General features: G+C 48.4%; 22 protein-coding genes and 1 other annotated feature. Of the genes, 20 read left to right on the top strand and 2 right to left on the bottom strand.

The window, feature by feature from the left end; translation table 11 throughout:
• The first annotated feature begins 60 nt into the window (after nucleotides 1-60).
• The 3 genes from MKY62_RS15175 (at nucleotide 61) to MKY62_RS15165 (ending at nucleotide 2,929) form a co-directional block, all read left to right on the top strand.
• Nucleotides 61-288, top strand: a complete 228-nt coding sequence (locus tag MKY62_RS15175; RefSeq protein ID WP_003184279.1) for a DUF3923 family protein — start codon at nucleotides 61-63, stop codon at nucleotides 286-288.
• Between the two features lie 159 nt (nucleotides 289-447).
• Entirely contained in the window at nucleotides 448-2,232 is a 1,785-nt protein-coding gene (locus tag MKY62_RS15170; protein ID WP_003184277.1) for a sensor histidine kinase, read from the top strand.
• Entirely contained in the window at nucleotides 2,207-2,929 is a 723-nt protein-coding gene (locus MKY62_RS15165; RefSeq protein WP_003184275.1) for a LytTR family DNA-binding domain-containing protein, read from the top strand. Before MKY62_RS15170 ends, MKY62_RS15165 begins: the two co-directional genes overlap by 26 nt.
• Before the next feature lie 55 nt (nucleotides 2,930-2,984).
• Here the strand turns inward: MKY62_RS15165 and MKY62_RS15160 are convergent, their stop codons facing one another.
• A complete protein-coding gene (locus MKY62_RS15160) occupies nucleotides 2,985-4,541 on the bottom strand; it encodes an alkaline phosphatase D family protein (RefSeq protein WP_003184274.1) in 1,557 nt (518 codons plus the stop codon).
• A gap of 236 nt (nucleotides 4,542-4,777) precedes the next feature.
• Between MKY62_RS15160 and lrgA the strand changes: the two genes are divergently transcribed.
• From lrgA to MKY62_RS15130, 6 genes are all read left to right on the top strand, one after another.
• The gene (gene lrgA / locus MKY62_RS15155; protein ID WP_003184272.1) at nucleotides 4,778-5,191 is read left to right on the top strand and encodes an antiholin-like murein hydrolase modulator LrgA; all 414 of its coding nucleotides are present in this window, start codon (nucleotides 4,778-4,780) and stop codon (nucleotides 5,189-5,191) included.
• A gap of 23 nt (nucleotides 5,192-5,214) precedes the next feature.
• A complete protein-coding gene (lrgB, locus tag MKY62_RS15150; protein ID WP_003184270.1) occupies nucleotides 5,215-5,898 on the top strand; it encodes an antiholin-like protein LrgB in 684 nt (227 codons plus the stop codon).
• 135 nt (nucleotides 5,899-6,033) lie between these two features.
• Nucleotides 6,034-6,166, top strand: a sequence feature (ribosomal protein L20 leader region).
• 67 nt (nucleotides 6,167-6,233) lie between these two features.
• The gene (gene infC / locus MKY62_RS15145; protein ID WP_111304963.1) at nucleotides 6,234-6,752 is read left to right on the top strand and encodes a translation initiation factor IF-3; all 519 of its coding nucleotides are present in this window, start codon (nucleotides 6,234-6,236) and stop codon (nucleotides 6,750-6,752) included.
• A 17-nt stretch (nucleotides 6,753-6,769) separates the two neighbouring features.
• Entirely contained in the window at nucleotides 6,770-6,970 is a 201-nt protein-coding gene (rpmI, locus tag MKY62_RS15140) for a 50S ribosomal protein L35 (protein ID WP_003184267.1), read from the top strand.
• A gap of 33 nt (nucleotides 6,971-7,003) precedes the next feature.
• The gene (gene rplT / locus MKY62_RS15135) at nucleotides 7,004-7,363 is read left to right on the top strand and encodes a 50S ribosomal protein L20 (RefSeq protein ID WP_003184266.1); all 360 of its coding nucleotides are present in this window, start codon (nucleotides 7,004-7,006) and stop codon (nucleotides 7,361-7,363) included.
• Nucleotides 7,364-7,480: 117 nt separating this feature from the next.
• Entirely contained in the window at nucleotides 7,481-7,744 is a 264-nt protein-coding gene (locus MKY62_RS15130; RefSeq protein ID WP_003184264.1) for a DUF1294 domain-containing protein, read from the top strand.
• A 16-nt stretch (nucleotides 7,745-7,760) separates the two neighbouring features.
• Here MKY62_RS15130 and MKY62_RS15125 read toward each other — a convergent pair whose 3' ends face one another.
• The gene (locus MKY62_RS15125; protein WP_003184262.1) at nucleotides 7,761-8,162 is read right to left on the bottom strand and encodes a hypothetical protein; all 402 of its coding nucleotides are present in this window, start codon (nucleotides 8,160-8,162) and stop codon (nucleotides 7,761-7,763) included.
• A 173-nt stretch (nucleotides 8,163-8,335) separates the two neighbouring features.
• Between MKY62_RS15125 and MKY62_RS15120 the strand changes: the two genes are divergently transcribed.
• The 11 genes from MKY62_RS15120 to MKY62_RS15070 all read left to right on the top strand — a co-directional run bounded on the left by MKY62_RS15120 (nucleotide 8,336) and on the right by MKY62_RS15070 (nucleotide 20,949).
• Nucleotides 8,336-9,421 carry a M42 family metallopeptidase gene (locus MKY62_RS15120; RefSeq protein WP_003184261.1) on the top strand — a complete coding sequence of 362 codons (1,086 nt, stop codon included), beginning with the start codon at nucleotides 8,336-8,338 and terminating at the stop codon, nucleotides 9,419-9,421.
• 157 nt (nucleotides 9,422-9,578) lie between these two features.
• Nucleotides 9,579-10,541: a glycoside hydrolase family 43 protein gene (locus tag MKY62_RS15115; RefSeq protein WP_003184259.1), complete on the top strand. Its 963-nt coding sequence runs from the start codon at nucleotides 9,579-9,581 to the stop codon at nucleotides 10,539-10,541.
• A 264-nt stretch (nucleotides 10,542-10,805) separates the two neighbouring features.
• Nucleotides 10,806-12,287 (top strand): L-arabinose isomerase, encoded by a 1,482-nt coding sequence (gene araA, locus MKY62_RS15110; protein WP_003184257.1) that lies wholly within the window; start codon nucleotides 10,806-10,808, stop codon nucleotides 12,285-12,287.
• A 14-nt stretch (nucleotides 12,288-12,301) separates the two neighbouring features.
• The gene (gene araB / locus MKY62_RS15105) at nucleotides 12,302-13,993 is read left to right on the top strand and encodes a ribulokinase (protein ID WP_026699137.1); all 1,692 of its coding nucleotides are present in this window, start codon (nucleotides 12,302-12,304) and stop codon (nucleotides 13,991-13,993) included.
• A gap of 15 nt (nucleotides 13,994-14,008) precedes the next feature.
• On the top strand, nucleotides 14,009-14,695 hold the full coding sequence (araD, locus tag MKY62_RS15100) for an L-ribulose-5-phosphate 4-epimerase (RefSeq protein ID WP_003184252.1): 687 nt from the start codon (nucleotides 14,009-14,011) through the stop codon (nucleotides 14,693-14,695).
• Between the two features lie 16 nt (nucleotides 14,696-14,711).
• Nucleotides 14,712-15,911, top strand: a complete 1,200-nt coding sequence (locus MKY62_RS15095; RefSeq protein ID WP_003184251.1) for a sn-glycerol-1-phosphate dehydrogenase — start codon at nucleotides 14,712-14,714, stop codon at nucleotides 15,909-15,911.
• Nucleotides 15,912-15,941: 30 nt separating this feature from the next.
• Nucleotides 15,942-17,219 (top strand): ABC transporter substrate-binding protein, encoded by a 1,278-nt coding sequence (locus tag MKY62_RS15090; protein WP_061576903.1) that lies wholly within the window; start codon nucleotides 15,942-15,944, stop codon nucleotides 17,217-17,219.
• A 30-nt stretch (nucleotides 17,220-17,249) separates the two neighbouring features.
• Nucleotides 17,250-18,194, top strand: a complete 945-nt coding sequence (locus tag MKY62_RS15085) for a sugar ABC transporter permease (RefSeq protein ID WP_003184249.1) — start codon at nucleotides 17,250-17,252, stop codon at nucleotides 18,192-18,194.
• Nucleotides 18,194-19,036, top strand: coding sequence for a carbohydrate ABC transporter permease (locus MKY62_RS15080; RefSeq protein WP_003184247.1), 843 nt, complete (start codon nucleotides 18,194-18,196; stop codon nucleotides 19,034-19,036). Before MKY62_RS15085 ends, MKY62_RS15080 begins: the two co-directional genes overlap by 1 nt.
• Nucleotides 19,037-19,071: 35 nt before the next feature.
• The gene (locus tag MKY62_RS15075; protein WP_003184245.1) at nucleotides 19,072-20,580 is read left to right on the top strand and encodes an alpha-N-arabinofuranosidase; all 1,509 of its coding nucleotides are present in this window, start codon (nucleotides 19,072-19,074) and stop codon (nucleotides 20,578-20,580) included.
• Between the two features lie 93 nt (nucleotides 20,581-20,673).
• Nucleotides 20,674-20,949 (top strand): hypothetical protein, encoded by a 276-nt coding sequence (locus tag MKY62_RS15070; RefSeq protein ID WP_003184237.1) that lies wholly within the window; start codon nucleotides 20,674-20,676, stop codon nucleotides 20,947-20,949.
• Nucleotides 20,950-20,976: the final 27 nt, after the last annotated feature.

Raw genomic sequence — 20,976 nt, 5'->3', positions numbered from 1 at the left:
CTGGCCCATGCGCGGGAGGAAGAATCGTTTTATAGTTGAGGAGATGGAAGGAATGGTATTGTGAAAAAACGCTGGGTATTTTGGTGGATTTGCAACATATTGTGGACGGCCGTTTTTGTAATCGGAGCAGCTGTTGTTTGGCTGAGAGATGTTGATGGCGCTGGTGTTGCTCAAACACCTGAACTTAAATTAATAGCATTTATCGTTTTGTTAATTGCATTTATATTTCCATTCATCATTCAAGTTGTGTGGCTGATTGTTAATTTCAAAGTGGGAAGCAGCAAATAAGTAAACGGCGGCAGACAATTGCTGCCTTTTTTATTTTGCTCATGAAGCGGTTTTGGCCGTTAAAAGGTTTTAAAGCCATGCCGTCTCAAAGAGTGAATAAAGAGAGGTATGATAGAATAAGAGCAGATTCCGATTCAGAAAGAAAGCAAGGGGAAGTACATGGTCCAACTCATGATTATGATGCTGGAGAGAGTGGGGATCATCGTCATTCTGGGCTTTATGTTGGCCCATATGAAGGTGTTCCGTCAGCACCTACAGCATCCGGAAGGGTATAAGGGCAAGGGAGTTCTCATCTTTATTTTTTCCTTGTTCAGCATCATCAGCAACTATACAGGCATTGAAATCCGGGAGCGCGAGATTTTGAACAATGACTGGATTTTCGCAATCGACCCGTCAAGCTCGATTGCCAATACGAGAATTCTCGGCGTCGAAATCGGCGGCTTGATCGGAGGGCCGTTTGTCGGAGCGGGTGTCGGACTGCTCTCAGGCATTCACCGTTTTTCACTGGGAGGGACGACGGCTTTGAGCTGCGCGGTTTCTTCACTGCTGGCAGGTGTCATTGCGGGTTATATCGGCAGCTTTTTCAGGAATCGGCACCAGATGGTGACACCGCGGGTAGCCGCTCTTGCGGGCATTTGTATGGAGGGCCTGCAGATGCTTATGATTCTCGTGCTTGCAAAACCGCAGGCTGAGGCACTTGCGCTTGTTCAGATGATCGGCATTCCAATGACGATTGTCAACGGGACGGGCAGCTTTATTTTTCTATCGATCATTCAGTCTATTATCCGCAAAGAGGAACAGGCGCGGGCCGTTCAGACCCATAAGGTATTTTCGATAGCGGATCAGACGCTTCCTTTTTTCCGCCGGGGACTGAATGAGGATTCCTGCAAAAGCGCCGCTCTCATTATACACCGCATGACAGGGACGGATGCCGTATCGATTACGGATAGAGAGAACATTCTCGCTCATGTCGGAGATGGAGCAGATCATCATATTCCTTCGAAAAATCTGATCACCGGTTTATCGAAAAAAGTCATTCAAACCGGAAAGGTCATGAAAGTGAAGTCGCGCGATGAAATCGAGTGTGCGCACCGTTCCTGTCCGCTGCAGGCGGCGATCGTACTGCCGCTCTTCTCCAACCGCGAAACAATCGGCACGCTGAAGCTGTACTTCAAGCACCCGTCCGGTCTTAACCGTGTGACGGAAGAGCTGGCCGAAGGGCTTGCCATGCTTTTTTCCACTCAGCTAGAACTCGGTGAGGCTGAGCTGCAAAGCAAGCTTTTGAAAGATGCCGAAATCAAGGCGCTTCAGGCGCAGGTCAATCCGCACTTTTTATTTAATGCCATCCATACGATTTCTGCTCTGTGCAGGACAGATCCGGAAAAAACGCGAAAACTTCTCTTGCAGCTGAGCGTTTATTTTCGTTCCAATCTGCAGGGAGCCAGGCAGCTGATGATTCCGCTTTCAAAAGAGCTGAACCATCTGGAAGCCTATTTATCATTGGAGCAGGCCCGATTTCCGGGCAAGTATCATATTGATTTTCATATCGAGGACGGCCTTGAAAATATGGAAATCCCTCCTTTTATCTTGCAGCTGCTCGTTGAAAATGCGCTTCGCCATGCATTTCCGAGAAAACAAAAGGTATGCACGGTAAAAGTATGCGCTGTGAGAGAGCGGGACGGCGTTTTGATGAAGGTGTCAGACAACGGCAGGGGAATTAATCCGGAGATGCTTGGACAGCTGGGGCAGGCGCCCGCCCCTTCAAAGGAAGGAAATGGGACGGCGCTTTACAATGTGAACCAGCGGCTCACCGGTTTGTTCGGGCACCAGGCTGCTCTGCAGATTGCCAGCGAACTTGATAAAGGAACAGAGATATCCTTCAAGATTCCTTTTCAAACCGAAAGAGAGGGGAACAGAGATGCTCAAGGTATTAATCGTGGATGATGAAATGTTTGCGCGGGACGAGCTGAGATATTTACTAGAGCAGACTGAAGAAGTGGATGCGATTGACGAAGCTGAACATATCGAAGAAGCGTTTGACAAAATGGCGGATCGCAAACCCGATATCCTCTTCCTGGACATCGATCTGTCAGGGGAGAACGGTTTTGACATTGCGCAGCGGCTGAAAAAAATGTCGGCGCCTCCGGCTGTCGTTTTTGCGACCGCTTATGATGAATATGCGCTGAAAGCATTTGAAGTGGATGCGATTGATTATTTGACAAAGCCGTTTGATGAGGAGCGAATCAGACAGACAATCCACAAATATAAAAGGATGCGCCCCGGCAAACAGGAGGAGCGGCAGCTTGCAGGCCACCACAGGCTGGCTCTCAGCATTGACGAATCGATCGTCGTGCTCGATCCCGATGAAATCGTATATGCCGGGTTAGAAGGCGGACACGTCACAGTGAAGACTTTTGATCAGGCATACACGGTTCACGATACATTGGTTGTACTCGAACAAAAGCTTTCGCAGACGGCATTGATCAGGGTGCACAGAAGTTTTCTCGCAAATATGGATCATATTAAACAGGTCAAACCCTGGTTCAATTCGACATACAACCTCCTGATGAAAGACGGCTCCACGATCCCTGTCAGCCGTACATACGCGAAAGAGCTGAAAAAACGGCTGCATATGGTGTGAAAAAATGATCAGCGGCGGTGAAGGGCTTAATTCGTCTTTCACCGCCGTTTTTTAGCTAAAACATGCGCTGGAGCCCGGGGCGTCCTGCTTCAACGGCGAACTTGGCATAAGTTGAGGCTGGAGCGCCGGGACGTGTGATATAAGGAAGAACCTGAAAGTCGGCTTCGAGCTGCCGGGGCGTCAAGCGGCAGCGAACATAGCCGCGCTGTGCATTGTACAGTTTGACATGCGGGTTTCCGAGCCAGATCGGCGCCAAAGAATCGGTCTCGCTGCCGTCAGCGTCCGAAGATATCGAAGTTGTGATCAGCTCGGTTCCGATTGTCGCTGACCCCGCATCATCGAAGTCCGCTTTTAAGTCGGCGGCGGCATGTCTGTGGATATCCCCTGTCAGTACAACGGGGTTTTGGATGCCGTATGCCTTGTATGCGGAAAAAAGCCTGTCGCGGCAAGCGGGAAAGCCGTCCCACTGGTCTGTGCTGTACTCAACTCCAGGACCTGTGTCGCGGTCGATTTGAGCCAGCACGACTTGCTGGACTAAAAAGTTCCAAATCGTGTCAGACCGGCTCAAGCCGTGAAAAAGCCAGCGCTCCTGGTCAAATCCGAGTATGGAGCGGGATGGCTCAAGCCGTTCAGCCTCATTTGCCGGAAAATTATTGCGGTACTGCCGGGTGTCCAAAACATTGAATTCAGCCAGGTTTCCATAGCGGAACCGCCTGTACATCAGCATGTCAGGCCCCTTTGGAATCGATGTGCTGCGGATCGGGATATTTTCATAGAAAGCTTGATACGCCGCTGCGCGCAGCCGGAGAAAATCGTCCGGAGAAGCATTGTATTGCGAATGGATGCCGGCATAATTGTTTTCAACCTCATGGTCATCCATCGTCACAACCCAGGGAGCCAGCGCATGAATGGCCTGAAGGTCCGGATCTGTCTTAAAAAGAGAATATCTGAGTCTGTATTGGCTGAGGGTAACGGTTTTTGCGTTGTGGGTAGCGGATAAAGTCACATCGCGGAAAAGATTTTTAGCATTAATGGCATATTCATAAATATAGTCTCCGAGGAAAAAAACAACGTCCGGATGGTCTTCGGCCATATGCCGGTAAGCCGTAAAATACCCGTGGTACCAAGCTTGGCACGAGGCGAGGGCGAACGACATCCCCTTGATGTCGGCGTGCGGGGCAGGCGCGGTTTTTGTACGGCCTGTCCGGCTGATTTCCCTGCCCGCTTTAAACCTGTACCAATAATAGCTTCCCGGCTTTAAACCGTGCACTTCAACATGAACGGAGTGGGCAAGCTCAGCGAGCGCAGAGGACGTCCCGCGCTTCACCACTTTGTGAAAATGTTCATCTTCAGCTACTTCCCACTGAACAGGGACAGCTTTGTCAGGCATTCCCCCTAATCCGTCTTCGGCAAGCGGATCGGGGGCAAGCCTCGTCCAGATGACAAACCCGTCGGGATGCGGGTCTCCTGAAGCCACTCCAAGCTTGAATGGATAATCTGCAAATCGGGGCGCGCCTGCGGCGATTGAAGCGTCTTCAGGCATCAAGCCGCGCCTTGCCAAAGATGCAAATTCGCCAGACGGAACAAAGCGGCCTCCTCTTGAATGGTCCATGGGTCAGGGCCTCCTCATCAATTTCTCATTAACCACTATACGATCAGCTTAGCTTCATTAGCACATTCTGGAATTTAAATAATTGTGAAGAATTTGCAAAGCCGGAAGAGTGATTTGCATTTCAGCTTCCCATTTCTGCAATTGAGGGGCCGTATCCGGCAAGTTATTTTGAAAACGCTTTTTTGGGGAGGCTCTTTTTATATAATGAACCCAACACAGCCAAAGAGGTGAACGAAATGAAGGGTAAAAAAGAATACGGCTTTTTAACTCAGGCATTTATTTTTGCTGTTATGATGTTTATTTCAAACGGAATCGCCGCGGTTCTGCCCATCCCGATTCCTCCATCTGTCATCGGTTTGGTGCTGTTGTTTGCATTGCTGTGTACGAAAGTGCTGAAGCTTGAACAAGTTGAATCGCTCGGCACGGCGCTCACTTCGCTGATCGGCTTTTTGTTCGTTCCGTCGGGAATATCAGTGATGAATTCGCTCGGCGTCATGGAGAAATACGGATTGCCGATCGTCCTCGTGATTTTCCTGGCCACCGTCATTCTGCTTGCAGCGACAGGATTGTTTTCACAGTTCATTCTGTCTGTCGGCAAAAAGGACCGTCAAGACACACGAGTTGAACCAGCCAAAAAAACAGCATCTTGAATCAATAGGAGGTTCTTTACGCTATGACACCTTATTTCGGTATCGTCGTTTCACTGGCCGCATTTGGCACCGGCACTTTTTTATTTAAAAAATCAAATGGTTTTTTCTTATTCACGCCTCTGTTTGTCGCGATGATTCTTGGGATCGCGTTTTTAAAAATCGGCGGTTTTTCATATGAGGACTACAAGAGCGGCGGAGACATCATTAAGTTCTTTTTGGAGCCCGCCACAATTGCGTTCGCCATTCCTTTATATAAACAGGCGGACAAGTTGAAAAAGTATTGGCTGCAAATCCTTGGTGCCATTATTGCAGGCTCCGTCTGCTCGGTTGCCGTCGTCTATCTGATCGCAAACGCGCTCCATCTTGACGGAGCCGTCATGAAAAGCATGCTGCCCCAGGCCGCCACAACGGCGATTGCTCTTCCTTTATCAAAAGGGATCGGCGGGATTCAAGATATTACGGCCTTCGCCGTCATCTTTAACGCAGTGATCGTCTATGCGCTCGGCGCGCTTTTTTTGAAAATCTTCAAAGTGCAGCATCCGATCGCCAAAGGGTTGGCGCTCGGAACATCAGGACATGCCCTCGGCGTCGCCGTCGGAATTGAAATGGGGGAAGTCGAAGCGGCAATGGCGAGTATTGCAGTTGTCGTCGTCGGCGTCGTGACCGTGTTTGTCGTTCCGTTATGTGTTCAAATGATCGGCGGATAGAGCGGCTGAAAGAAAAATAAAAAAATAGCATTGCTATTTGAAATGTGTCCTGATATAATAGCAAATGTTGTGATAAATTTTATATCTTGACTTGCAGGATTTGTTTATGTAAGATGGATAATGAATTGAATATATATCAACAAGCAGAAGCACCCGCTTCTCACCTGATTGACACATTCTTGTAGTTGGCAGGTTAAACGTACATTTCTTATTTTTCTATGCAATGTTCGCAGTGTGGGTGTTTCGATGCCCGCACTTTTTGTTTGCCTGTGGAATGCAAAGAAACGGTCAAAATGAGTTGTGAAATCAATTCAAAGATTCTATGGAGGTGGCTCATTATTAGCAAAGATCAATTGGTTAATGAGGGTATCCGTGCGCGTGAAGTTCGTTTGATCGGACAAAATGGCGATCAGCTTGGGATCAAATCCCGCCAGGAAGCACTGGAAATTGCGGGTCGCGCAAATCTTGACCTTGTGTTGGTTGCAGCGAATGCAAAACCGCCTGTCTGCCGGATCATGGACTATGGAAAGTACAGATTCGAGCAGCAGAAGAAGGAAAAGGAAGCACGCAAAAATCAAAAAATCATTAACTTAAAAGAAGTTCGGCTGAGCCCTGGTATTGAAGAACACGACTTCAATACAAAGCTTCGCAACGCCATCAAGTTCCTGCAAAAAGGGGACAAAGTGAAAGCGTCCATCCGCTTTAAAGGCCGTGCGATCACGCATAAAGAAATCGGGCAGCGCGTGCTGGACCGTTTTTCAGAAGCCTGCGCGGAAGTGGCGACTGTTGAAACGAAGCCGAAAATGGACGGCCGCAGCATGTTCCTGGTGCTCGCGCCTAAAACTGAAAAGTAATTAAGGAGGAAACATCCATGCCAAAAATGAAAACTCACCGCGGATCTGCGAAACGTTTTAAAAAGACAGGTTCCGGGAAACTGAAACGTTCTCATGCATATACAAGTCACTTGTTCGCAAATAAATCTCAAAAACAAAAGCGCAAGCTTCGCAAAAGCGCAGTCGTAAGCGCCGGCGATTTCAAACGCATCAAGCAGCAGCTTGCCAACATTAAGTAATTTCGGAAAAGGTATAATTAGGAGGGAAATCTAATGCCAAGAGTAAAAGGCGGAACTGTTACACGCAAACGTCGTAAAAAGGTTCTCAAATTAGCAAAAGGTTATTTTGGTTCAAAACATACATTATATAAAGTAGCTAACCAGCAGGTTATGAAATCAGGAAACTACGCTTTCCGCGACCGTCGTCAGAAAAAGCGCGATTTCCGCAAACTTTGGATCACTCGTATCAATGCTGCAGCGCGCATGAACGGTCTTTCTTACAGCCGTTTAATGCACGGTCTTAAGCTTTCCGGTATCGAAGTAAACCGCAAAATGCTTGCTGACCTTGCTGTAAACGATCTGAACGCATTCAATCAGCTTGCAGACGCTGCTAAAGCGCAATTGAATAAATAATTGAAAAAAGGCCGGGCTCCGGCCTTTTTCTTTTGTTCTTCGAGCAGGATGTAAAACGATTCGGGGAGGCCGGCCGCAGCAGGCGCCCAAACCGAAAAACAAGGGGAAAATGAACAATTGACTCTCATATGGATATACATGATCCTCATAAACGGATACGGTTTTTTCTTAATGAAAGCCGATAAGCAAAAAGCGGTCAGAGGCAAATGGAGGGTGTCTGAGCGCCGCATCTGGCTCGTTGCGGCTGCTTTTGGCTCCGCAGGCGTCTGGTTCGGGATGATGCGGTTCAGACATAAGACAAAACACCTTTCCTTCAGGCTCGGCATTCCTTTTTTGCTCGGCGTGCAAGCTGTTTTGACCGGCTTTTATATGATGAATTAAAAAAGCAGACGAGGCTTTATTGCTCTTCTGCTTTTTTGTTTTTCCACTTTTGGATGTTCGAATCCCAGTCGATTTTGCAATCGGGATAGTGCTCTTTAATATTTTCTTCAAGTTCCGCGAAGTCTTCTTCCGTAAAAGAGCTGAGCTTTTTTTCAGGCGCTTCCGTCCATACAAAAATCGTATGGATGAACAGCGGATGGTCTTTTGAAGGAATGTGTTTTTCTCCTTCGAAAAGCACGCCTTTAAATGTCAGCTTGAGATTTTTGCGTGTATTCTTTTGTTCGTCCAAAACATAAAAGTGCTTTTTTGCCTGTGCTGATTTCAGCCTTCTGTCCGGGCTCCCCAAAAATTGAACGGCCCTGTACACGACGTAGACCAAAAGCGCCAGCAAAGCCAGTCTCAATATGATGACAATCATGTTAAAACAGAACCTCCCTTGAAAGTAATTTTGAGTATATCCCAATATATACGAACCAGTTCCCGCAAGGTTTCATTTTTTAACCAAAAAAGCTGTAAACGATATTGGTCGTATTGAAAAGGGATGTTTCTGTATAATAGTAAATGAGGGTTAATTAAGGAGGCTGTATAGAGATGGCAAAGCTTGATGAAACATTGATGATGCTAAAGGAATTAACTGATGCAAAAGGAATTCCGGCGAATGAAAAAGAACCCAGACAAGTCATGAAATCGTACATAGAACCGTTTGCCGACGAGGTTACGACAGACAGACTGGGAAGCTTAATCGCAAAAAAGACCGGACAGGCTGACGGACCGAAGATTATGATTGCCGGCCATCTTGATGAGGTCGGTTTTATGGTTACGCGGATCGATGACAGGGGCTATCTCCGCTTTCAGACGGTCGGAGGCTGGTGGAGCCAGGTCATGCTGGCGCAGCGTGTGACGGTCGTGACAAAGAAAGGCGACATCACCGGTATCATCGGTTCAAAGCCTCCTCATGTCCTGTCTCAGGAGGCGAGAAAAAAATCGGTCGATATTAAAGATATGTTTATCGACATCGGGGCGTCGAGCAGGGAGGAAGCGATGGAATGGGGCGTTCTTCCGGGAGACCAGGTCGTCCCTTACTTTGAATTTACGGTGATGAATAATGAAAAAATGCTGCTTGCCAAAGCATGGGACAACCGTATCGGCTGCGCGATCGCAATCGACGTGCTGAAAAACCTGAAAGGAGCCGATCATCCGAATGTCGTCTACGGCGTCGGAACCGTACAAGAGGAAGTAGGGCTGAGAGGCGCGAAAACAGCCGCGCATACGATCAAGCCTGATATCGCTTTCGGTGTCGACGTGGGAATTGCGGGTGATACGCCTGGTATTACCGAAAAAGAGTCGGCAAGCAAAATGGGAAAAGGCCCGCAGATCATACTTTATGATGCATCAATGGTGTCCCATAAAGGGCTTCGCGACTTTGTAACGAATGTGGCAGATGAAGCCGGCATTCCGTATCAATTTGACGCCCTCTCAGGCGGAGGAACAGATTCAGGATCAATCCACCTTACCGCGAACGGAGTGCCTGCCCTGTCGATCACGATCGCGACGAGGTATATCCATACGCACGCGGCCATGCTTCACCGGGATGACTATGAACATGCGGTAAAATTAATTACCGAAGTCATTAAACGACTGGATAAAGAGACGGTTCAAAACATTACGTTTGACTGATGAAAGAGCAGGCTGACAGCTTATCTTACAAGCTGTCAGCTTTTTTTGTTTTTTGGAATGTTAAAGACAGCGCTTACATATATAAACATTGTTCGAAAAATTGACAAAGAAAGGGAGGCATTGTTTTTTTCATTACAAGAACAGGAGTGTGAGCTGAATGAAAAATGTGTTGCGGAAAATGTCTTTGGCGGCCTTGATATTCGGACTGCTGCTGTCTTTTTCGATGCCTGAATCAGGCAAAGCGGCGTTTTGGGACACAAAAGGGGACAATTTCATCCATGACCCTTCTATCATTAAAGAGGGAAATACATGGTATACATTTGGAACAGGGCTCGGCACAGGGCTGCGTGTCATTAAGTCAACAGACGGGAGAAACTGGAGTGCTGCCCCGAGTATTTTTCCAACTCCATTGTCATGGTGGAAGATGTACGTACCAAATCATGAACCGCATCAATGGGCACCGGATATCAGCTACTATAACGGCCGGTATTGGCTGTACTACTCGGTTTCGTCTTTCGGTTCAAACACATCAGCGATAGGGCTCGCATCGACAGACCGGATTTCATCCGGCCAATGGCGGGATGACGGGCTGGTCATCAGGTCGACATCCGGCGATCAGTTTAATGCCATTGACCCTGATCTGGTCATTGACAAAGACGGAAACCCCTGGCTCTCATTCGGTTCCTTCTGGAGCGGCATTAAGCTGACAAGGCTTGATAAAAACACGATGAAACCGACGGGAAGCCTGTATTCGATCGCCTCAAGGCCGAATAACGGAGGAGCGGTTGAAGCCCCGAACATTACCTACAAAGACGGCTACTATTACTTATTTGTCTCGTTTGACAGCTGCTGCAAAGGGGTGGACAGCACATATAAAATAGCCTATGGCCGTTCAACGAGCATTACGGGACCCTATTATGATAAAAGCGGCAAAAATATGATGAACGGCGGAGGGACGATCCTGGACTCCGGCAATGACCGCTGGAAAGGGCCGGGACATCAGGATGTTCTGAACAACTCGATCCTTGTCAGGCATGCTTACGACGCGCTGGACAATGGTGTATCAAAGCTGCTCATCAATGACTTGTACTGGGATTCCCAAGGGTGGCCGACTTATTAACAGCAGATGACGGGCGGTTTCCGCCCGGTTTTTTTGTTCTGAAATCTGTCAAAAAAAATAAAAAACATACCGGAAATTAAATTGACAGTTTTTTTCATAATGATATAATGAAGTTGTTCGTACAAATATGTTTTTGATGTTAGTTGTACGTACATATAATCGCGATACAGTTTGAGATCAAGGTATGATTTATGTTTTTTTGTAAGCGTTTTAATAGTTTGCTATTCTACACAGACACCATAAAGACGAGGAGGAGGAAGCTATTTGATTCAGGCAAAGACGCATGTGTTTTGGTTTGTGACAGGCAGCCAGCATTTATATGGCGAAGAGGCGGTACAAGAGGTAGAAGAGCATTCCAAAATGATCTGCAACGGATTAAATGACGGAGATTTAAGGTTTCAAGTCGAGTACAAAGCGGTGGCCACTTCGCTGGACGGCGTCAGAAAACTGTTTGAAGAGGCGAACCGGGACGAAGAGTGCGCAGGCATCATCACCTGGATGCATACGTTTTCACCGGCCAAAATGTGGATTCCCGGCCTTTCCGAGCTGAATAAGCCGCTGCTCCATTTTCATACCCAGTTTAACCGGGACATTCCGTGGGATAAAATCGACATGGATTTCATGAATATTAATCAGTCTGCCCACGGCGACCGCGAATACGGTTTTATCGGAGCGAGATTGGGCATTCCTCGAAAAGTAATCGCCGGATATTGGGAAGACAGAGAAGTAAAGCGCTCGATCGACAAATGGATGAGCGCAGCGGTCGCATATATTGAAAGCCGCCATATCAAAGTCGCCCGATTTGGGGACAACATGCGGAATGTGGCGGTAACAGAAGGAGATAAGATTGAAGCGCAGATTCAGCTTGGCTGGTCTGTCGACGGATATGGAATCGGCGATCTCGTCACGGAGATCAATGCTGTATCAGAACAGAGTCTAAGCGAGCTCATCTCCGAATATGAGGAGCTTTATGAGTGGCCGGAAGGCGAAGCGGCAAGGGAATCCGTCAAGGAGCAGGCGCGGATTGAGCTTGGATTAAAGCGCTTTCTTTCGAGCGGAGGCTATACGGCCTTTACGACAACCTTTGAAGACCTCCACGGCATGAAGCAGCTTCCGGGTTTGGCTGTTCAGCGGCTGATGGCTGAAGGCTATGGCTTCGGAGGAGAAGGAGATTGGAAAACGGCTGCGCTTGTCAGGATGATGAAAATGATGGCCGGCGGAAAAGAAACGTCATTTATGGAGGATTACACGTACCATTTTGAACCGGGCAATGAAATGATCCTCGGCTCCCACATGCTTGAAGTGTGCCCTTCGATTGCCGAACACAAACCGAGAATTGAAGTCCATCCGCTGTCAATGGGTGCAAAGGATGATCCGGCGCGGCTCGTGTTTGACGGAATTGCAGGTCCTGCGGTCAATGTCTCCCTTATTGATTTGGGCGGACGTTTCAGGCTTGTCATCAATAAAGTGGAAGCTGTGAAGGTTCCGCATGATATGCCGAATCTTCCGGTGGCGCGCGTACTTTGGAAGCCTCAGCCGTCTCTGAGAACATCGGCTGAAGCGTGGATTTTGGCTGGCGGTGCTCACCATACATGCCTTTCGTACCAGCTGACAGCCGAGCAGATGCTCGATTGGGCCGAAATGTCGGGCATTGAAGCGGTGTTGATCAATCGTGATACAACGATTTTAAATCTTCGCAATGAACTCAAATGGAGTGAAGCTGCATATCGGCTTCGCAAGTTTTAAGGGGGTGAGGACTTATCCCTTACACAATCGGAGTTGACTTTGGAACATTGTCAGGGCGTGCAGTTCTCGTCGATGTCCGGACAGGTGAGGAAATCGCGACAGCTGTCAAAGAGTACACGCACGGGGTGATAGACCGGGAGCTTCCGGTCTCAAAGCGAAAGCTTCCGAGAGACTGGGCGCTCCAGCATCCGGCCGATTACATTGAAGTGCTGGAGGAAACGATTCCGAGCCTTTTGAAACAGTCAAAAGCGGATCCGAAAGAAATCATCGGAATCGGAATCGATTTCACGGCTTGCACGATTTTGCCCGTTGACGAGAACGGGACTCCTCTTTGTATGAGGGAAGAGTATGCGTCGGAACCGCACAGCTATGTGAAGCTTTGGAAGCACCATGCTGCACAGGAGCAGGCGAATCGCTTAAATCAAATCGCGGAAGAAAGAAATGAACCTTTTCTTCAAACATACGGCGGGAAAATTTCTTCCGAGTGGCTCGTTCCAAAAGTGATGCAAATCGCGGAAGAAGCGCCTGACATTTATGATGCCGCAGCCGAGATCATGGAAGCGGCCGACTGGATCGTCTATATGCTGTGCGGAACCAGAAAGCGCAACAATTGCACAGCGGGTTATAAAGCGATTTGGAACAATAAGAGCGGCTATCCTTCCGACGATTTCTTCGCAAGCCTGCATCCGAAGCTGAAAAATATCGTTCGGGAAAAACTAACGGAGGATATTTATTCTGTAGGCGAAAAAGCGGGCGGACTGACTGAAGAAATGGCCGGGAAGACAGGGCTTCTGGCAGGTACGGCGGTCGCTGTCGCAAATGTTGATGCTCATGTGTCGGTTCCGGCGGTCGGCATCACAGAGCCGGGCAAGATGCTGATGATCATGGGAACGTCTACCTGTCACATGCTGCTCGGCGAGGATGTCAGGATGGTGCCGGGAATGTGCGGCGTCGTTGAAGACGGGATTCTGCCGGGCTATGTCGGCTATGAAGCGGGCCAATCGTGCGTTGGCGACCATTTTCATTGGCTGATTCAACACTTTGTTCCAGAAGCGTATTTGAAAGAAGCCGAAGCCGAAGGGATTTCCATTTACGAACTGCTGTCTCAAAAGGCCGGCAGTCTCCAAATCGGTGAAAGCGGTTTGCTTGCATTGGATTGGTGGAACGGAAACCGTTCAACACTCGTTGATGCCGATCTGACGGGAATGCTGCTCGGTATGACCCTTGCCACTAAGCCTGAAGAGATATACCGTGCATTGGTTGAAGCGACTGCCTGCGGGACGAGGATCATTATTGAAACGTTCAGACAAAGCGGCGTGCCGATCGAGGAGCTGTATGCCGCAGGAGGAATCGCCGAAAAAAATCCGTTTATCATGCAGGTTTACGCGGATGTCACCAACATGGAAATCAAAATTTCCGGATCTCCGCAGGCGCCGGCTTTAGGTTCAGCGATATTCGGAGCGCTCGCGGCCGGAAGCATGAACGGCGGTTACGACCATATCGAAGAAGCAGTCGCACATATGGGCAAGATCAAGGATAAAACGTACAAACCAATTCCTGAAAACGTTTCCTTATACGATCAGCTTTATGCGGAATATAAGGAGCTTTACACGTACTTCGGAAAGCAAAACAATGTGATGAAACGCCTTAAAAAATTGAAAAACATCCAGTCCCTTAGTTCTGACCCCGGTAAAGCGATGGCTTAGAGGGAGGAGAAAACTGTGCTGGAATCTTTGAAAGAACAAGCATTAAAAGCGAATTTGCAGCTTGAAGAATACCGGCTTGTCACCTTTACATGGGGAAATGTCAGCGGTATTGACCGGGAGAATAAGCTGGTCGTCATCAAGCCGAGCGGTGTCAAATACAGCGATTTGAAAGCCGAAGATTTAGTGGTTCTGAATATGGACGGCGAGATTGTGGAAGGGGATCTGAAGCCATCTTCCGATACGCCGACACACCTCTATCTTTACCGGCAGTTTCAATCGATCGGCGGGATCGTCCATACGCATTCCCCGTGGGCGACAAGCTGGGCTCAGTCAGGGAAGGACATTCCGTCGCTCGGAACGACTCATGCCGACTACTACCACGGCGACATTCCGTGTACACGGGAAATGGATCCCGATGAAATCAGGAGTCAATACGAGCTGAATACAGGAAAAGTGATTGTAGAGACGTTCCGGCATCTTGACCCCCTGGAGGTGCCCGCCGTTCTCGTGAACAATCACGGGCCGTTTTGCTGGGGAAAAGACGCCTTAACTGCCGTACACAATGCCGTCGTCCTGGAAGAAGTCGCCAAGATGGCGTACCGCTCCCTGATGCTGAATCCGTCTCTTAAGCGGATTAAGAGCGCTTTGCAGGATAAGCATTATTTTCGAAAGCACGGGGCAGACGCCTATTACGGCCAATAGAGGAGGGAAGCTGCCAATGAATGACTTGATCTCTTATGTGAAAAAAACTTTGGGCGCATGCGAATGCGGAACCGTCCACCACCCGCTTACAGTCGAAAAAATCGCGATCGGCGACAATGCTGTTGAGCAAGAGCTGCCCGCTTTCGTGAAATCGGCTTCCTATAAAAAAGCCGCTGTCATTTATGATGAAACAACCGGACGGTTAGCCGGCAAGCGGATTGCCTCTCTTCTTGAGGAAACGGCTGAAACGGTTCCGGTGCTGCTGGAAGCTAATGAAGCGGGCGATGTGACGGCGGATGAGCAAACATTGGTGAGTGCATTGATCGGTGTACCGATTGATGCGGATGTACTAATTGCGGCCGGAGCGGGCACGATTCACGACATCGTCAGGTTTTGCGCCTATCAGCGCGGCATTCCGTTTATTTCAGTTCCTACGGCTCCGTCGGTTGACGGTTTTACTTCAGCCGGCGCACCGCTGATTTTAAAAGGAAAGAAACAGACGGTTCAAACGACAGCGCCGATCGCGCTTTTTGCCGATTTGGAGCTCTTGTGTCAAGCGCCGCAGAACATGGTAGCCGCAGGTTTTGGCGATATGCTCGGCAAGGTGACGTCGCTTGCGGATTGGGAGATTTCCCGCTTGCTTGCCGGCGAGCCGTATTGTCCGGCCGCCAGCCGGCTCACGAGGGAAGCGCTTGATCAATGTCTTGACCGAAAAGATGACATCGCCGCCAAGATGCGGGATGGGATTGAGAAATTGATGGAATCGCTGATCCTTTCTGGCCTAGTCATGCTGGTTCTCGACCATTCAAGGCCGGCTTCCGGCGGCGAGCACCATCTTTCCCACTACCTTGAAATGAAAGCGCTGGAGAACAATAAGCGGCAAGTGCTCCACGGTGCTAAAGTCGGCTGCAGCGCGATTATGCTGACTGACATTTACCGATCTCTTATCGGTGCAAGCCTGGGTGATCAACACGCTGAGCAAGCGATTCGCTCCGTTTATGAAAAGCTCCCTGACGGTAAGAAAATGGCAGAGTGGATGAGGCGTATCGGCGGGCCTGTATCATTCAAAGAACTCGATGTTGAAGAAGAGCTGGTGAGAGAAGCGCTCGCATACGCCCATCAGCTCAGAGACCGGTATACGGGACTGAAAATCATCAATCAATACGGCCTTTTGCCGGGGCTTTTAGGCAAAGGACCAGGCGTGAAAGGGGGTTAAAATGTGAAAAGGTTCCTTTCATCTATCTTTATGGTCACGGTCGCTGTATGTTTGCTTTTATCGGGGTGCAAGGCGAGTCCTGCCTCCGATCAAGCGGACGGCACCGAACTGACATTTTGGACATTCAACGGCCTTCATGAACAGTTTTATGCTGAGATGGTGAAAGAATGGAACAAAAAGTATCCCGAGCGAAAAATCAAATTAAATACAGTGGTGTATCCGTATGGACAGATGCATGACAATTTATCTATCTCGCTTTTAGCCGGGAAAGGGGTTCCAGATATTGCCGATGTTGAGCTGGGGCGCTATTCGAACTTTTTGAAGGGCTCTGACATTCCTCTTACCGATTTAACGCCGCTTGTGGAGGACGAACGCGACAAGTTTGTTGAAGCGAGGCTGACGCTCTACAGCAAGAACGGCAAGCTTTACGGACTTGACACACATGTCGGAACAACCGTGATGTATTACAACATGGAAATGATGAATAAAGCAGGCGTTGATCCGGACGACATCAAAACATGGGAAGATTACAGGGAAGCGGGCAAAAAGGTCGTCAAAGCTCTCGGAAAGCCGATGACGACGATTGAAACGACCGACCCGAATTCATTTCTGCCGCTGGTTTCCCAGCAGGGATCCGGTTACTTTGATGAGCAGGGGCGGTTGACATTAAACAATGAGACAAACGTGAAAACGCTCGAATTTTTAAAGACTTTAATTGAGAAAGACAAAATTGCCGTCACAACGCCCGGAGGCAATCATCACAGTGAAGAGTATTACGGATTTATGAACCAAGGCGGCGCGGCGTCTGTCTTAATGCCGATCTGGTATATGGGCCGTTTTTTGGATTATATGCCTGACTTGAAAGGGAAAATCGCGATCAGACCGCTGCCGGCATGGGAAGAAGGGGGAGACCGCTCAGCGGGAATGGGCGGAACGGCCACCGTGATTCCAAAACAGGCGAAACAGGTCGATCTGGCCAAGGATTTCTTGAAATTTGCCAAAGCGTCAAAAGAAGGCAACATCAAGCTGTGGACCGTGCTCGGGTTCGATCCGCTCAGATGGGATGTGTGGGACTCGGACGAATTGAAAAAACCAAATCAATATACAGAATACTTTCAAAACGGACAACACATCTTTTCCGTGCTTCTTGACATAAAGGATGAGATCAATCCGCTTTACCTTACTGAGGATTATGCGAAGACTTCCGATCTCGTCAACAGAAACATACTGTACGAAGCGCTCAAAACGAAGAGCAAAACACCGAAAGAAGCATTGGACAAAGCAGCAGCTGAAGTGAAAGGGCAATAGTCTTTCATTACTGTAAAGCGAGGCGATAACTTGAAGACTGTTAAAACAGATACAGTGCATTCGTTTCCGCCGGTGAGCAGAAAAAGAAAGATCAGACGTTTATTATATTCAGCAAAAGCCGCACCCTACATTTTTACAGCACCTTTTGTACTCTCCTTTTGCATATTTTTTCTTTATCCGCTTATCAGCGTCGTCATCATGAGTTTTCAAAGCATTCTCCCCGGGGAAGTCCGCTTCATCGGGACGGAGAACTATAAAGCATTAAACAATCCTACATTTTATACCGCACTATTCAACACCGTAAAATACACCTTTTGGACATTGCTGATTTTAATACCTGTTCCTCTTATTCTGGCAGTCTTTTTAGATTCTAAACTCGTAAAGGTTAAAAACGTGTTCAAATCGGCTTTATTCATCCCGGCTCTGACTTCAACCATTGTGGCGGGGATTATTTTCAGGCTGATTTTTGGAGAAATGGATACATCCCTGGCGAATTCGATATTGGCTAAGCTCGGAGGTTCGCCGTACAACTGGCTGAACAATGAACATACCGGCATGTTTTTAATGGTGATGCTCGCATCTTGGAGATGGATGGGGATCAATGTCCTGTACTTTTTGGCGGGCTTGCAGAACGTTCCGAAAGAATTGTATGAAGCTGCCGAAATCGACGGGGCAGGCACGTTCAAGAAGTTTTACCATATTACGCTTCCGTTTTTAAAGCCCGTCAGCGTCTACGTGCTGACGATCAGCATCATCGGCGGCTTCCGGATGTTTGAAGAAAGCTACGTGCTGTGGCAGAACAACTCTCCGGGCAACATCGGCCTGACGATGGTCGGATACATTTATCAGCAGGGGCTTGCCTATAACAACATGGGCTACGGATCGGCGCTCGGCATCGTGCTCTTGATCATCATTTTCATCTGCAGCCTCATTTCATTAAAGCTGTCTGGATCTTTTAAAAAGGAGGGCTATTAATGCGTCCTGCCGGAGGCCTCAACATTGCGAAAGCAGCTCTGTTTCTGCTGTTTGCGATATTAAGCTTTTTGTTTGTGTTTCCGCTCTTCTGCCTTGTACTCGGCTCGCTCAAGCCATCTTCGGAATTGCTGCGCTTCGGCCTGAATTTAAAGCTGAGCCCTGAAATCCTGAGCCTTGACAATTACACTTACTTGTTTAACGGAGGCAGCATTTATTTTCAATGGTTTTCGAACAGCTTGATTCTCGTGGTGATATCCACCGTGCTGACGCTCTTGTTTTCTTCAATGGTCGGATACGGGCTTGCCGTCTACGACTTTAAAGGAAAAAATCTCTTGTTCGTAGCCGTGCTCCTGATCATGATGGTGCCGATCGAAATTCTCATGCTGCCTTTATTTAAAATGACGGTTTCTCTTCATATTGTCGACACATACGCCGGTGTGATCCTGCCGTTTATCGTCTCGCCTGTAGCCGTGTTTTTCTTCAGACAGTATGCGCTCGGCCTGCCGAGAGATTTGCTTGATTCCGCGAGAATGGACGGCTGCACAGAGTTCGGCATTTACTTCAGGATCATGGCGCCCTTGATGAAGCCGGCATTTGGAGCGATGATCATTCTTCAATCCTTAAACAGCTGGAACAACTTCTTATGGCCGCTGATCGTTTTGCGATCGAAAGAAATGTTTACGCTCCCAATCGGACTGTCCGCTTTGCTCAGTCCGTACGGGAACAATTATGACATGTTGATTTCGGGTTCTGTGCTGGCGATTCTGCCCGTGATTCTCATCTTCCTGTTCTTCCAGAAGTACTTTATATCAGGTTTGACGGCGGGCGGAATCAAAGGCTGATCCACTATATATCATCTTGAAAGGAATGATTTAACATGACTGTACACAAAGCGAAGATGACGATTGACAAGGAATATAAGGTGGCAGAGATTGATAAGCGAATTTACGGCTCCTTTATCGAGCATCTCGGCAGAGCCGTTTATGAAGGCATTTATGAGCCTGATCATCCTGAAGCTGACGAATCAGGCTTTCGGAAAGATGTCATTAAACTAGTCAGAGAACTAAAGGTGCCGTTTATCAGGTATCCCGGCGGAAACTTTGTATCTGGATATAACTGGGAGGATGGAGTCGGACCTGTCGAACAGCGGCCGACAAGACTTGATTTGGCGTGGGCGACAACCGAGCCGAACTTAATCGGTACGAACGAATTTATGGATTGGGCAAAGCTTGTCGGGGCAGAGGTGAATATGGCCGTCAACCTCGGAACGAGAGGAATTGATGCCGCACGCAACCTAGTAGAATATTGCAACCATCCGTCAGGATCGTACTACAGCGACTTGAGAAAATCCCACGGATATAAGGAACCGCATAAAATTAAAACATGGTGCCTCGGCAATGAAATGGACGGTCCATGGCAAATCGGCCATAAAACAGCGGCCGAATACGGAAGACTTGCTGCTGAAGCCGCGAAGGTGATGAAATGGACGGACCCGTCGATCGAGCTTGTCGCCTGCGGAAGTTCGGGAAGCGGAATGCCGACATTCATCGACTGGGAAACGACCGTGCTTGACCATACGTACGAACACGTCGAGTACATCTCGCTTCACTCGTATTACGGCAACCGCGACAATGATCTTCCAAACTATTTGGCGAGATCGCTAGACATGGATCACTTTATCAAAACGGTCATCTCAGTCTGCGACTATATGAAAGCGAAAAAGAAAAGCAAGAAAACGATTCACCTTTCATATGATGAGTGGAATGTCTGGTATCACTCGAATGAAAAAGACAAAGAAGCTGAACGCTGGGCGAAAGCGCCGCACCTTCTTGAAGACATCTACAACTTTGAGGATGCGCTTCTCGTCGGCTGTATGCTGATTACGATGCTCAAGCATGCCGACCGCGTGAAAATCGCCTGTCTGGCTCAGCTTGTCAATGTCATCGCGCCGATTATGACAGACAAAGGGGGAGAAGCATGGCGTCAGACCATTTTCTATCCGTTTATGCACGCTTCCGTCTACGGCAGAGGAACGGTACTGCAGACGGCGGTATCGTCTCCAAAGTATGATGCGAAAGACTTTACGGATGTGCCGTACTTGGAGTCCGTGTCTGTTTTCAATGAAGAAGCCGAGGAATTAACCGTTTTTGCCGTCAACCGCGCAACAGACGCCGGCCTTGAAATGGAAGCCGATATGAGAAGCTTTGAAGGGTACAGTGTCTCTGAGCACATCGTTCTGGAACACGAAGATCATAAAGCGACGAATGAAAAAGACCGCAACAACGTCGTTCCGCACAGCGGCGGAGACGCCAAAGTATGTGACGGCAGGCTGACGGCTCACCTTCCGAAGCTTTCCTGGAATGTGATCAGAATGAAGAAACAATGATTGAAAAACCGGCCCGAAGAGGCCGGTTTTTTCAGATGAAAAAAAGGCTTCAGCAAATATGCCGAAGAATAAGTTAAAACGGGAGGAGGATTTATGAAGACGTTTTTTTCGGCTGCGTACTGTTTTTTGATGTACGCATTTTTAGCATACCTTTGGCTTCTGTTTATCACGGCGATCCTTGACCGGCCCCGGTTTCTTAATCACTCACTTTTAGAGGCGGGCGTCATCTTGATCGGCACCATTTTGTTTTTTTCGCTGTCCCACCATTTCTCAGCTTCGCTTGTCAAAACAAATGTCAATCGAATCGCGGGGACCGCCGCTTTTTGTCTAGTGATGGCCGTTCATTTTTTTATCGTTCCGTTATGCTGACAGAAAAAAGGCGGATATCCGATGATA

The organism is Bacillus sp. FSL R7-0646 (assembly GCF_037969865.1).
In the GTDB taxonomy this organism is placed as follows: Bacteria; Bacillota; Bacilli; order Bacillales; family Bacillaceae; genus Bacillus; species Bacillus licheniformis.
This window is presented reverse-complemented; position numbering and strand designations above follow the sequence as displayed.